General features: G+C 59.1%; 9 protein-coding genes. 2 read left to right on the forward strand and 7 right to left on the reverse strand.

Annotated elements, in window-relative coordinates:
• The first annotated feature begins 146 nt into the window (after window positions 1-146).
• Both J2S67_RS00505 and J2S67_RS00510 read left to right on the forward strand, forming a co-directional pair.
• A complete protein-coding gene (locus J2S67_RS00505; protein WP_310245278.1) occupies window positions 147-566 on the forward strand; it encodes a hypothetical protein in 420 nt (139 codons plus the stop codon).
• Window positions 469-5,763: a DUF7507 domain-containing protein gene (locus tag J2S67_RS00510; RefSeq protein WP_310245279.1), complete on the forward strand. Its 5,295-nt coding sequence runs from the start codon at window positions 469-471 to the stop codon at window positions 5,761-5,763. The genes J2S67_RS00505 and J2S67_RS00510 overlap by 98 nt, the downstream gene beginning before the upstream one ends.
• Before the next feature lie 102 nt (window positions 5,764-5,865).
• Here the strand turns inward: J2S67_RS00510 and J2S67_RS00515 are convergent, their stop codons facing one another.
• The 7 genes from J2S67_RS00515 to J2S67_RS00545 all read right to left on the reverse strand — a co-directional run bounded on the left by J2S67_RS00515 (window position 5,866) and on the right by J2S67_RS00545 (window position 14,261).
• The gene (locus tag J2S67_RS00515) at window positions 5,866-7,419 is read right to left on the reverse strand and encodes an SLC13 family permease (RefSeq protein ID WP_310245281.1); all 1,554 of its coding nucleotides are present in this window, start codon (window positions 7,417-7,419) and stop codon (window positions 5,866-5,868) included.
• Between the two features lie 278 nt (window positions 7,420-7,697).
• A complete protein-coding gene (locus J2S67_RS00520) occupies window positions 7,698-8,798 on the reverse strand; it encodes an alkene reductase (protein WP_310245283.1) in 1,101 nt (366 codons plus the stop codon).
• Window positions 8,795-9,661, reverse strand: a complete 867-nt coding sequence (locus tag J2S67_RS00525) for a fumarylacetoacetate hydrolase family protein (RefSeq protein WP_310245285.1) — start codon at window positions 9,659-9,661, stop codon at window positions 8,795-8,797. Before J2S67_RS00525 ends, J2S67_RS00520 begins: the two co-directional genes overlap by 4 nt.
• An 11-nt stretch (window positions 9,662-9,672) precedes the next feature.
• The gene (locus tag J2S67_RS00530; RefSeq protein WP_310245286.1) at window positions 9,673-11,046 is read right to left on the reverse strand and encodes an MFS transporter; all 1,374 of its coding nucleotides are present in this window, start codon (window positions 11,044-11,046) and stop codon (window positions 9,673-9,675) included.
• Between the two features lie 105 nt (window positions 11,047-11,151).
• Window positions 11,152-11,604: a MaoC family dehydratase gene (locus J2S67_RS00535; RefSeq protein WP_310245287.1), complete on the reverse strand. Its 453-nt coding sequence runs from the start codon at window positions 11,602-11,604 to the stop codon at window positions 11,152-11,154.
• Between the two features lie 12 nt (window positions 11,605-11,616).
• Complete coding sequence (locus J2S67_RS00540; protein ID WP_310245289.1) at window positions 11,617-12,492, reverse strand: HpcH/HpaI aldolase/citrate lyase family protein; 876 nt, start codon at window positions 12,490-12,492, stop codon at window positions 11,617-11,619.
• Complete coding sequence (locus J2S67_RS00545; protein WP_310245290.1) at window positions 12,489-14,261, reverse strand: acetyl/propionyl/methylcrotonyl-CoA carboxylase subunit alpha; 1,773 nt, start codon at window positions 14,259-14,261, stop codon at window positions 12,489-12,491. The genes J2S67_RS00540 and J2S67_RS00545 overlap by 4 nt, the downstream gene beginning before the upstream one ends.
• Window positions 14,262-14,270 lie beyond the last annotated feature (9 nt).

Below are 14,270 nucleotides of genomic sequence, written 5' to 3' on the forward strand. Positions count from 1 at the left end.
AAAGGCAACACCCCTTAAGTTGTGAACCTCTCTAGAGCTGTCTTTGAAGCTCCTGGGTTTTAACGTCAAGATTGATTTGAAGGTTAAAGCTCAGATTTTGCGCCACCCGGTCGCCGTGGCGCCGTCACATGTTTAAGGAACGCCCTATGTTCACACGAATAACGTCCCCTCTATATAGGAGAACGGGCAGCGCGCTCGCGGTGCTCGCACTCGTATTCGGCATGACTGTGGCGCTCCCAAACCCAGCAACCGCAACACCCGACGCGGCGCCCACCGCAGAAGCCACCGCAACCGAAGCGGAAGCTCCGGGTGAACTCGGCGCGCCCGGTGAGACTCAGACTGTCGAGTTGGGGAACGGCAACGTCCAGTACGGCCTCCGGCTCGCCCGCGACGGCGGGGCCGGCTGTATCATCACGAAAGCTAACGGCTACGAACCCGGCGACAATACCCCGCGGGACGGCAATATTTGTGCCGGGGACATCGCCCACTACAGCATCGACCTCAACGTCAAAACCGCTGGCGAACCGATTACCTTCAAACTCACCCCCAACCTGGCTCTCCGCTGAGGCCCGCGCCTCGGGCCTGCCGGAGCCAACCGTCAAACCAACCCTGAAAACCGGTTCCGCTAACTACGGCGGCGTCTCCGCAACAGTCGACGCTAACAGTGTTGTCACCGTGAAAGCGGACCCGAACATCAACGCGACCGTCTCGCTCGAACTCACTGCCTCCACCATCGCCTCCATGCAGCTTTCGGACGGCACCAACCCGGAAGGCACGTTCAACCTCGGCCTCAAAGCAGTCAAGGAAGACGGAAGCAAACTCATCACCGCGGTAGCGAACAAGAAACTCAACGTACTGGTTGAGCCGCGCTTTGACCAGCGCCTCATCGAGCCAGAAAGCGGCGTCAACACCACCACCCGCAACGGCATCGAATACATCGGCATCAGCGCCCGCTCCGGCCTGCCCGCCTACCCGAGCGACCAGAAACACAGCCCGGCACCGGACAACGCAACCCCGAACGGCCGCATCCTGCCGATCGACCCTGAAACCATCAGCCGCTACACCCTCGTGATGCCAGCCGATGCGCCGTTCAAGGCGGACGAAGTGCTCGTCTCCTATAACGGCAGCCCGTGGCAGAAAGCCAAGGTTGACGCCAACGGCAACCCGTACATCGACGGCAAATACGATAAAAGCAACCCGCCGTTCCGCTTCCTGATCCCTACCGAGGGCCTGCCGGACGGTAAGACCACGTTCACTACCCGCATGGACATCGTCGATAAGGACGGCAAGCCGACGCGTGTGAAAGACAGCCGCGGGGTTCCATCCAACATCCCGACCACGGCGGGCAATAAAGCGCTCGGCAACAACACCGCTGACCCAGGTGGCTTGAGCGAATGCAGCGCATCCACCGCTGATGAGAAGCAGGGCCTGCTCGCAGGCCAGTACGGTTTCCCGAACAACAACTGCGCCAAGCAGGTTGTTGACCTGACCAGGTGGAAATGCACCAACCCGAACGGCTGCCCATCCGCTAAAGACGACGTCGGCGTCAAATGGGTGGAAACCGAGGAGAAAGGCAAACAAGCCTTCCGCTACAAGCAGGCCTTGTCCAGCGCGAACGTTCGTCTGAACGTCACCCCAGCCGATGTCAAAGACAACCCCACCATCTGTGCCGCATGGCAACCTGGGACACAACGTGTTGTTACTGAGGGGAACATTTACGTTCCCACCGTCCAGATCGGTGGCACCGGCAAGGTCAATATCCAAGACGTTTTCCCGGACGCCAAGGTGTACATCACCAAGCAAGACAAAACCAACGGCGGTAACCCGGACTGCGCCGGTGACGCAGGCTGGGAAGTGTTCTACGATGCCTCGACCGGCGTGAAGGGTAACACCTTCGCAGAGCCTGGCAGCATGAAGCCGAACGAGATCGCTGGTATCAAGATTGTGATTCCGGGCGAGAACGTCATCCAGCAGCCAACCATCTTCCGCTACGTGGCGACTACGGGTGACCCTCGCGTGGTCTCGACCCTGCCTACCGTGAAGGCCGCCAAGGGTGATGACGAGTACTACAAGACCGTTAACTACGGTGCGGTCTACTCGGGGGAAAAGAAGGTCCGCGGTAGCATGCAGGACACGCTCCTCGCGGAGAAGCCAGCGGCCGGTGTCCGCGATATCTGGGGCACCCTCGGCGAGACGCGCCTTAACGGTATCGGTGAACAGAAGCAACAGCTCATTACCTCCGGGCAGGTCGTTATCAACAACGGAACGCTCGCTGCAGTGAACTCGAAAGACGCTGACGGCAACCCGACGCGCGTACACATGCGCATCTATCTGTCCAAGTGTGTAACCGCCGACGCGGAAACGCTCTCGCCCGGTATGACCTACCACCGCGGCGAAATCTCGAACAACCCGAATGACTGCGCCCCGTCCAAGGACAACTACATTGAGCGCACGTGGGCCCTATCGGATCAGAAGAACGAAACCGGGGACCCAAATAATGACCCGTTCTTCCCGATCGACTGGGCCACCAAGAACGCTGCGCGTTCCACCGTGTTCTTCCAGCCGTGGGATAACGGCCAGCCGCGGCCAACGTTCACGGTAGTGACCCCGGTGTGGTCTGGCCCGCGCCAATCCTTCGATGTGGTCCATTCATACCGCATCACGGGCACCCCGGAGCTGGACCTTGATAAGGCGATGCCGGCGTTGAAGAAGGACCGGACCATCAAGTCCTCCTCTACCAAGGAAGCCTTCACTCCAGCTAAGGACGCGGCGAAGGAATACACGCCGCTGAACTCTATGGCCTCGCTGTCCACGCTCACTGTTCCTAACGTGGTAGCGGCTGGCTTAGCGAAGTCCACCGAGGACAAGCTCGTGGACCACGACGCCGTGTTCCAGCATCGTCTCAACCTCAGCAACTACACTGAGGCGCAACTGGGCGCCACCCAGTTCATTGACGTGTTGCCGTTCAACGGCGACTGGCGCGGCACCACATTCAGCGGCGAATACTGGCTGAGTAAGGTCCCGGAGAACGTGGGCTCGAACACGGCCGAAGGCCACGAGATCTACTACACCTACGATGACCCGAACACGGTGTCTGTATGCCCAACGAACGCTCAGGGCAAGGATGACCTCGATGCGTGCGTCAATGCCTCCCGGGCAACCAAACGCGGCATCGATAAGAAGCCGAGCGACACCAAATGGGAGCTACTGACCCAGGAGGTCATCGAGGCCCAAGCCAAGCCGGGGGCAAAGCACATCACAGCGCTGCGTTTCGACAGCCCGTTGCTGAGCCCTAAGTCCGAGGACGCATACGTTCTGGACTTCGAACCGCACGGTAATAAGCACGGCGACAAGTACGTGAACTCCACGGGTATTGCCACGATGCACGCTGTCCGCGGCGAGACCGCCGACACCACCGGCGTCGGGGCCCTACCTGTTCCGCAACCGGACCCCGTCAAGACTGAGGTCTATGCCGCGAAGATTTCCGGCACCGTCTACCACGACAAGAACCGGGACGAGAAACAGCAAGACGGCGAGAAGAACCTGCCGGGCTACACCGTGACCCTCTACGAAGTGGACGAGAACGGTGAGATCAAGAAAGACGAGAACGGCGACCCCGTCGCTGTCCAGACCACCACGAGTGATAAGGACGGCAACTACACGTTCGAGTCTCTCAAGCGGGGAGACTACCGCGTAGTGGTGAGCCCGCTGGAGGAAACCGACATCAACACCCAGGCAGGTAAGGGCGAGGACACTGATGCCGGCTCCTGGACGGGCCAGGTCATCACCGTGACCGAACCGAACCCGGACAAGTATGACGCCAACAAGTCTCAAACCCACAGTAAGTATGACTTCGGTGTGTTCAAACCAGCCCCGAAGATTAGCCTCAAGAAGACCGTGAACGGTAAGGACTCTGACGAGGTAGCCGTTAACGGTGAGGCGAGGTTCGTCCTGGCCGGTGAGAACAACGGCAACGTTGACCTTGAAAAGGTCAAGCTGGTTGACACCTGGGTCGAAGGCAAGGACCCTCTTGACCTGACGTGCACCATCACGCCGAAAACTGGCGGCGACTACGCGGGGGACGCGACTGAGGACCTGCTCAACGGCGAAGCCAAACTCGCGGTAGGGGACACCTATGAGTGCATCGGAACCTACACCGTCACCCAGGACGATGTGGACGAACAAGTCACGTTGCCTAACAACGCCGATGTGATCGGTGCATACCTGTATAAGTCCGCCACCACCGGCGAGGACAAGGAACTCCCTGTAGAAGACCACAGCAAGGCGACCGTCACTGTGCCGGAAGCTAAGCCCGCGCTTGAGGTGACGAAGACTGTTGATGGTCAGAAGTCAGTTATGAAGAAGGCTGGTGAGAAGGCCGAATGGTCCATCACCGGCAAGAACACCGGCAACGTAACCCTGTATAACGTGAAGCTCGCCGATGAGTGGGCCGGTGGCGACATTGAACTGACCTGCACGATGGGCGAGGAAGAGATCGATGTAGCCTCCGGTGACGTGACCCTGCCGGTGGGTGCCGAATTCACCTGCACGGGTGAAAGCGAGATCACCCAGGACCACGTGGATGCCGGTAACGAACTACCGAACACCGTGACCCTGACGGGTTCTTCGAAGCCGGAGGGCGGCGAGAAGGTCAGCTCGAAGGACACCGCGACTGTCACCGTCCCGAAGAGTGAGCCATCGCTGAGCCTTCAGAAGACCGTCACCAACTGGGCTGAAGACGCCGAACCGGCGCCTGAACCGCTCACGGTGGGCGACAAGGTCGAGTACAGCTTCATCGTCTCCAACAACGGGAACGTGACCGTCAAGGACGTCACGGTCGAGGACCCGAAGGTTCAGGATCTCGACTGCGGCGAGGCAAACACCACGCTGGCTCCGGGGGAATCGTTCACCTGCACCGCATCGCACGTTCTGACCAAGGAGGACGTTGAGGGCCAGACCGAATACGTCAACACGGCGAAAGCGAACGGCTCCACGGTCCCGGGTGAGCCGGTCGAGTCGAATGACGCAGAAGCCAAGGTCAAGGTCGCAACCCCGAAGTTGGAGCTGGAGAAAACCGTCAAGGATAAGAAGGACAGCTACCTGGCCGGGGACAAGGTCGAGTACCTCTTCACCATGACCAACACCGGCAAGCTCACCGTCAACGGCATCGAGCTGGATGACGCGATGCTCACCGAGGCCGAGGTTGAAGTCACGTGCGAGGCCGAAACCCTCGCACCGGGCGATTCCACCACGTGTGTGTCCGGTGAGTACACCGTGACAGAGGCCGATGCGGACGCCGGCGAAGTCATCAACACGGCCACCGCATCCGGCACCACGAACAACGGGACGCCGGTGAAGTCCAACGAGGCCGAGGCCAAGATCACGGTCGATAAGCCACGCGAACCGGAAGAACCAGCGCCAAGCGAGCCTGGCGACCCAAGCGAACCGGAGCCAAGCGAGCCTGCGCCAGAGGAGCCGGGCGACCCAAGCGAACCTGCGCCAAGCGAGCCAGGCGATCCAAGTGAACCGGCACCGAGCGAGCCTGCGCCAGAGGAGCCGGGCGACCCAAGCGAACCTGCGCCGAGTGAACCGGAGCCAAGCGAGCCGGAGGCTAGCGAGACGCCGGCTCCGGAGGCGCCTGAGGGTAGGAAGCCGGGGCTGGCTACCACGGGTGCTGAGGTGACGGTCGCTGTTTTGGCGGGGCTTGGCCTGGTGGCCGCTGGCGTGGCGCTCGTGCTGGTACGCCGCCAGCGCCGCAACTAGCGGCGCCCCAGCCCACCGGCTGAGCTAACGGAAGGGCCGGCAACACCTAATGGTGTTGCCGGCCCTTCCCGTTTGTTAGGAGTGTTCGGTGCTCGCGTTGCGTTAGAGCGAAACCCCGAATACGAGTGGCACGAGCGTGTAGAGCATAACCATGACCATCACGATGGAGATGAGGTTGAGCCAGATACCTGCCCGGACCATCTGTTTGATGGTGATTTCGCCGGAGCCGAACGCGACGGCGTTGGATGGTGTCGCGACCGGCAACATGTACGCCGAGCAGACAGCGAGCGTCACGGCGATCGTCATGAACAGCGGGTTGATACCCATACCCAAGGCAACCGCGCTGAAGATCGGGAAGAACGCCGCTGCGGTAGCGGTGTTGGAGGTCAGCTCGGTGAGTACGAGTGCGACCAAGATGATCGCGAGGATGATCAGGACCTTCGGTAGGGCGGTCCAGCCGGTCACCTGGTTGCCGATCCACGCGGAGAACCCGGTAGCGGTGAACATCGCGGACAGCGACAAACCGCCACCGAACAGCAACAGCAGGCCCCACGGGATTTCTTTCGCGGAAGACCAACGCAGTAGCGGCTGACCAGTTGCGTCTTCGCTACGCTTCTTGGCGGGCACCAGGAAGCATGCGACCGCGGCGGCCATCGCGACCTGGGAGTCGCTGATGCGGGCGAGGAACGGCAGGTTTTCAGCAACCCACGCGATGTCCTTGAGGAACGGCACAACAACCCAGAACAGGATCGCAGCCAGGAAAATCCAGGAGACACGGCGTTCAGCGGTGCTCATCTTGCCGAGCTTACGGAACTCGTTTTCGATCATTTCCTTGCCGCCAGGCAGTTCGTTGATCTCGGGGCGGAAAACGAACTTAGTCAGCACGAGCCATGCGAGCCCGGTCATGATGATCGCCCACGGCACGCCTACGAGCATCCACTGGCCGAACTGAATGTCGATGTCGTGGTTCTTCGCCAGGTGCCCCTTCATGAGTGCCATTGGCGGCTGGCCGATGAGGGTTGCGGTGGAACCGATCGTGACACCGTAGGCGACACCGAGCAGAAGGGACGCGGCGAGGCGCGGGCTTGCCGCGTCCGGGTCGACTTCCCGAACCAGCTTCAGGATCGATGCGGCAATCGGCACCATGATGACTGCGGTTGCGGTGTTGGAAACCCATGCGGAAATGAATGCAGACGCGATCATGATGCCCAGAACAATCTGCGACGGCCGCGTACCCACCAATCGGATGGTCCATAACGCGATCCTGAGGTGTAGCTGCGATTTCTCCGTAGCTAGGCCGAGGATCACGCCACCCATCACCAGGAAGACCACCGTGTCAGCGTAAGGTGCGGCGACCTCGCTCATCGGCGCCATTCCGAACAGTGGGAATACAGCCAGCGGCAACAGTGAGGTCACCGGAATCGGTGCGGCCTCGGTCATCCACCAGATCGCCATCCAGAGCGCGACGCCGGCAACGGCTTTGCCCTCAAAGCTCAGTGAAGCGGGCAGGATGAAACCCAACACAAGGCCCGCGATGGGGCCGAGGGCGAATGTCCACCAGTTGCGGCGGGTTGAACGGTCCAGTGGATCGCTAGCGGAGTCTTGCTGTTGCTCTTGCGGAGCAGGAGACGCGGTTGAGTTGAGTTCGGCAGACATAGCGTCCTTTTTGTGTACTTGTGAGATCTGGAGCACAGTTTGCTGGTTGAAGCATATGCTTCGAATCATGCTCCGTGAAGTACTCATTTGGGCGCTATTGAGATCTTGGGGATATAAGTTGGCCGCTTCGCCTCCAACACCGCCGCCTCAGGCTCGGCCGGCTCATATGCAGGGCTTGCGCAGTAGCAAGGACTCGGGACCGCGATCGAAGAAGAGCGTGTTCCTAGAACGCTACGAACCGATCGGCTAACAAGACATCTCGCGAACGAGCGGTCCACTCACCCTTCAAGGCTCGGGTAGTCCGTGTACCCGTGCGCGCCACTCGCGTAGACCGTCCCCTTCACCACCTCTTGCAGCGGTGCGCCAGTTGCGAACCGCTGAGGAAGATCCGGGTTGGCGATGAATAGCCTCCCGAAACCCACCAGATCAGCCACACCGGTGTCGATGAGGTCTTGCGCAGATTCGAACGTGAGCCCGCCAGTGACAATCACCGGGCCATCGAAAAGCGCGGAGTAATACGACGTCGGGACCTCGTCTCCGCGCGTCTCCGCGGAGCCAGCCCCGGCGATCCCCGGCTCAACCAGGTGCAGATAAGCCACATCGAGCTCATTCAACCGCTGAATCACCGCAGTGAACAGTGCGCGCTTATCCGAATCGATGGCATCCATCCAGCTCGAGGATGGGGAAAGACGCACACCAACACGATAAGACGGTACATGTTCGAATACCGCTTGCAACACTTCCTCGAGGAAACGCATCCGGTTTGTGATGCTTCCTCCGTACTTGTCGGTGCGCAGGTTCACTCCGTCATTAAGGAACTGCTCAACCAAATACCCGTTCGCACCGTGGATCTCCACGCCATCAAATCCAGCGAGCATCGCATTCTGGGCTGCCTGGCCAAACGAGTTCACAACATCGCGAATATCTGCCTCACTCAACACCCGAGGAACTTCATAAGGCACACGTCCCACCTCTGTACGGTATGTAGCACTCGTGATCGCTACCGCAGAAGGTGCTTTCGGTGGCAACCCGTCGGGTTGCATGCTCGAATGTGACTGACGCCCAACGTGCCACAGTTGGCAATACATCTTATTGCCACCCGACTTTGCGGCGGCAACGACGGGACGCCAAGAGGTAATTTGTTCCTGCGAATAGATCCCTGGGACGGCAGAATAAGCAGTCGCCTGGGCAGACACAACTGTCCCCTCAGCGATGATGAGTCCAGCGCTGGACCTCTGCTCATAGTAGCGCGCCATCAACTCTGTTGCGATGCCTCCAGTCGAGGCGCGACCGCGCGTCATCGGTGCAAGCACAATCCTGTTAGCAAGCTGTTGCCCACCAACCTGAACGGGCGTGAAAAGACTACTGGATGTGTTCATCTGCGCACCCTCCCTTCAGAAGAAGTCGAAACGGAGGAATCCGAAACCACGGTGTTTTCGATGCGTCCAATACCGTCAATCTCAACTGTGACGACATCGCCGTCGCGAAGGGTGACCTTCGGGTCCCGCTTACTGCCGATCCCCGCAGGCGTCCCCGCCAATATCACGTCGCCAGCATCTAGACGCGTGAATTCAGAGACCGTGGCGATCAGAGCTGGAACCGAGAACAGCATCATGGACATTCGGGCGTCCTGCAACGTGCGCCCGTTGACCGTGGTCCTGATGCCGGCTGTTTCAAGATCAACCTCATCAGGGGTCACGATGTGCGGACCCAGCGGCGTCGAATTATCCCACGCCTTACCCTGCAACCACTGATGTGATTTGTACTGATAGTCACGCATGCTCACATCGTTCGCGACTGAGTAGCCGAGCACATGATCCAACGCATCCGCTTTCGCGATGTGCCGGCCCCCACGGCCAATGATGACCGCCATCTCGCCCTCATAGTCAGGGCCGGTTGAAGTCGTGGGGATCACGATGTCGTCACTAGGTCCCACAAGGTTGCTGGCGAACTTTGTGAACAGGACCGGATAGTCAGGCATCTCCCGCTCCACTTCTTCAACATGCGAAGCGAAGTTCAACCCAACGCAGATGACCTTCCCCGGGGCGGGGGAAGCCGGCAAAAGCCGCACATCTACCTCACGCACCGCCGCGCCTTCCAACCTTTTCGCTGCGGCGATAACCTCTGGCGTCGTTTCATGGCCCAGCTTGCTGATCCCTTCAAGGGGAACCAAAGAATTACCTGATACCTCAGCTAACTGGGGCTCGCCATTGTGTGCGAGGAAATGGGCGAATCTAGTCATGCCATCCTCCTTTACTCGTAGTGCAGCGCTTCCTTAGACCGCTCCGGCAATGTGGCAGCAGCGATCATCGAAAGCAGTACGAGTCCGACTCCGATTCCAGTCAGAGCAAGAGTCCCATTGGTGGTGTTTTGGAAGATCCACGCTGCAATGAACGGGATGGGCGCGCCGAAGATCAACCCGGCAAACGTCATGCCCAACGCAGACCCGGTGTAACGCATTCGTGTCGGCAGAGACTCAGCGAAGAACGGAGCCTGAACTGCGGCAGTGATCTGGATACCGCACAGCGCTAGCGCGACGACAGCGACTGACAATGGGTAATTCATGGTGTTCATAACAGGGAACATTGTCGCAGCAGCGGTTCCTTGCAACACGAGTCCGATGTAGAACGTCTTCTTCCTGCCGATGTAATCGCTGACATACCCACCCAAAATGGCCATAGGGATAGAAACAAGGTTGGCAATGACTAGCAGGAGGAAGGTGGCAGATTTCTCATAGTCAAGCTGACCAGTTAGATAGTTCACTGCGTAGGTGACGCAAATCCAGAATAGTCCGGCCGAGGCTGCCCACGAGCAAACCAATTTGATGACCGTCCCTGGCTTTCTAACTATGACTTTGAGCGCCTTCTCCTGGGACGGCTCTTGCGCTTGCTTTTCAGCGGCACGTTTCTGGCTTTCTCGGAAGGCAGGCGTCTCTTCAATGTTGCGGCGAATCCACACGCCGACAAGCAGGAGGAATAGTCCCATGAAGAACGGAATACGCCAACCCCAGCTCTGGAAAGCGTCTTCGCTCAGGAACAACGCCAACCCGGCAAGAGTAAGCGAGGCGAAGGTTTGAGCCAGTGGTGAACCAACAGCAAGGATGCCGCCGTATAGGCCACGTTTGTGCGAAGGAGCATGCTCAGTCACCAGTACCTGTACTCCAGAGGCTTCCCCGCCTAGAGCGAAACCTTGGAGGAAACGAAGGATGACCAGTAGCGTTGGCGCCCAGATACCGATGGCGCTGGCTGGGGGAAGAAGTCCAATGAGTACCGATGCGGTACCCATCAGAACGAGCGTAAACATTAAGACATTTCGACGCCCCATCCGGTCGCCCAAAGCGCCGAAGAAGATACCTCCGAGCGGACGAGCTGCCATACCTGCTCCGAACGTTGCGAATGAGGCGAGAAGTGCAGTGTCTGCCTCAACGTTGCTAAAGAAGAGGATGGGGAAGATCGTCGCGGACAAAGTTCCGTAAACGGCAAAATCGAACCATTCGAGAGCGGTACCGAGAGTTCCACTGAAAACCGCTGTACGAGCCGTTTTTGGGTTAAATGTAGGAGCCTCGTTAGCCCCGTCATTGTGCGCGGCATCGGTTTGGGCTTGAGGGAAAGATTTCTCTGTAGCCATCGTCGACTTCTTTCTAGATGTAAAAGCAGGCAGTCCTGCGAGAGGCTGTTTAGCGCTTATAGGTCAGTTGAAGGGCTGACTCTATTGCTGAAGGGGTGTGTCGCCCTAGGAAGGGCGGCATTTCATGAGGGCTGTTCGCCGTACGGTGCATACGAGCTCGTCGTTTTGGTTGTATCCGCGATGCTCGATGCCAACAAGGCCCGTTCCTGGCCGCGAGTTTGATTCCCGCTTGTCGAGGGCTTCAGTTTCTACCCGCAGCGTGTCACCGAAGAACACAGGCTTCGGGAAGCTGATTTCTCGGAAGCCAAGGTTCCCCAGAGTGGTTCCCAGCGTGGTTTCTTGAACGGGAATCCCGGTGACGAGTCCGAGGGTGAAGATCGAGTTGACAATCTGGCGGCCAAAGATCGATTCGCCCGAGAACTCTGCGTCAAGGTGCAGAGGCTGAACGTTCATTGTCAGCGTGGTGATCAGGAGGTTGTCCGACTCAGTCACGGTGCGCGTGACTTCGTGACGAATGACCTCTCCTACAACAAAATCTTCGTAGTACATGCCTGCCATGAGAGTGGCTCCTTAACAGTCGTAACCGGTCAGCGAGAGAAGCTCGCGAGCATGGTTGGCGTGGGCTTTATCGATGTGCTCGCCGGCGTAGGTTACGGCTCCCAAACCCCGTTCGGTTCCGGCTTCGAAAGCAGCCACCAGCTCGCGGTAATAGTTGGCATCGTCTTCGCTGATGCCGTAGGCCTCATTCACAATGTCGATGTGTTTGGGGTGAATTAGTACTTGGCCTGAATAGCCGAGGTTGCAGTTATCCGCCGCGAAGCGTTCCAGGCCTTCGAGGTTGTTGACCTCTTGCCACAAGCCCAGGAGGATGATGCGCACCCCGGCTGCCCGGGCCGCTACCACAACCTTGCTGCGTAGGTAGAGTGTTTCGGTGCCTTCCTCTGACCAGTTGAAGCCGACTTCGCGTGAGATGTCAGCGTTCTTCGCGGCAGCGGCCATGACACCGACAACGCGAGGGCCCTGTAGGATCTCGTCCACCCGATTGACGGAGGCCGCCGTCTCCAGCGACGGGACGAGCCCAATGCGCCCGCGCTGAATACCTGCATTGATTTCAGCTGCAGTGACGAGCGCATCGAAAGAAATCACATCGTCCCTGCTGAACAATTTGGGTAGAAGGAACGCGGTCAGAGCCGGGCTTGCCACGGTAGCGATGTCCCGCCCGAAGTGCTCAGTATCCAGGGCGTTAGGGCGCACTAGAATCTGAGGGCCCGCAGGCGACGCCGACTCAAGAACCTCGGTAACGGTCTCGCGTGCCAGCTGTTTTTCTGATTCCGGAACAGCATCCTCAAGGTCGAGGATGAGCGCATCGGCGTTGGAAGCCAGCGCTTTATCGATCATCGAGCGTCGATGACCAGGCACAAAGAGGACTGAACGTGCAGGTTTCATGAAGACGGCTCACTTTCGGTTAGAGCGGCGAGCTCGGTTCCGGCGGATAGCGATTGTCCGATCTCAACGAAGATTTCATCGACTGTGCCTGTGACAGGCGAGGCCACAGGGTTCTCCATTTTCATCGCTTCAAGGACGAACAACGCATCCCCAGCTTTCACTCTGGAACCGGGCTCAACATTGATCTTGATGATCGTTCCTTGCATAGGTGCATTGACGATGCCGTTAAACACGGTCTTGGATTGGCGGCGGTGGCCTCCGGACTGACGACGACGGTTTCCAACGGCCTCGCCTTCTTCACCCTGCGGCGGCGCGGCCAGCCCAGCGAGTGATGCGGCGGCCGGGTTGTCACTGAACTGGGGAATGACGTAGAACCGCCCGTTGACGATCACTTCATCGCGTGCCAGTTGGTCGTCATCGCTCGCGGTTAAGTCAAAGGAATTTTCAAGCCACAGGGTCGAATGCTCGATGGCACGGAAGTCTGGCGAGTCAATGATTCGGCGGGCCAGAGAGGCTGTTGAAGCCACACCTTCGATCTGCAGCTCACTGAGCGCTTGATGCAGGCGGTCAATAGCAGCGTCTCGGTCCTCGCCCCAAACAATCAGCTTGCCGATGAGGCTGTCGTAGAAAGGCAGAACCTCGTCGCCACTCTCATAGCCTGTGTCGAAGCGGACATGCTCAGCGGAAGGTGCTGTGAGGTCCGAGATGACGCCGGGTGAAGGGGCAAACAGACCGGCGGTGGCGTCCTCGGCGTTGATGCGCGCCTCAATCGCCGCACCCACAATGTTTGGGTTCTTGACTGCCTCGCTCAGAGGCTCACCTGCGGCGACCTTGAGTTGCTCCTCTACGAGGTCGATGTTGGTGATCATCTCAGTCACGGGATGTTCAACCTGGATGCGAGTGTTCATCTCAAGGAAATAGAACTCTTCGCCCTCCACAAGGAATTCGACGGTACCTAAGCCTTCGTAGCCTACGGTTTCAGCCAAGCGGGCCGCGGCGTCAGACATCTTGGTCCGCATAGCGTCCGTGAGTCCTGGCGCTGGTGCCTCTTCGATGAGCTTCTGATGCCGGCGCTGCACCGAGCAGTCGCGGTCACCAAGGGTTGCGACCGCCCCGTGTGAATCTGCGATAACTTGAACCTCGACGTGGCGGGCGTTGACCAGGTAACGCTCCACGAAAACCTCGCCGTTGCCGAAAGCAGCGGTCGCTTCCCGGACAGCGGCAGCGAAGGAATCGCTGACCTCATCGGAGCCGTTGATGCGGCGCATACCGCGCCCGCCGCCGCCAGCGGAGGCCTTAACGAGGACCGGGTAGCCGTGCTCTTCACCGAATTCCACCACCGCATCGGCTGAGTCAACCGCGCCATTGGAGCCGGGCGCCATGGGAACGTCAGCCTTGTTAGCCAATTCGCGCGAAGCGACTTTGTCACCCATCGTTGAGATGGCGTCAGGGGACGGGCCAATGAACACCAGGCCGGCGTCAGTGACAGCCTGAGCGAATCCGGCGTTCTCGGAAAGGAAGCCGTAACCCGGGTGGATCGCTTCCGCTCCGGTCTTGAGAGCTGCCTCGATGATCTTTTCTGGGCACAAGTAGTTCTCGCTGGCAGGCCCCTTGCCAAGATCGACGGCTTCATTCGCGCGACGAACGTGGAGTGAGGCGGCATCTGCACTTGAGTAGACAGCGACAGTCTCCACGTTGAGGCGAGCACATGTGTCAATAATTCGTGCGGCGATCTCACCCCGGTTAGCAATCAGAATCTTTGAAAACATGTGTGAGTT

Origin of the sequence: Pseudoglutamicibacter albus (assembly GCF_031458175.1) — a bacterium.
GTDB lineage: Bacteria > Actinomycetota > Actinomycetes > Actinomycetales > Micrococcaceae > Pseudoglutamicibacter > Pseudoglutamicibacter albus.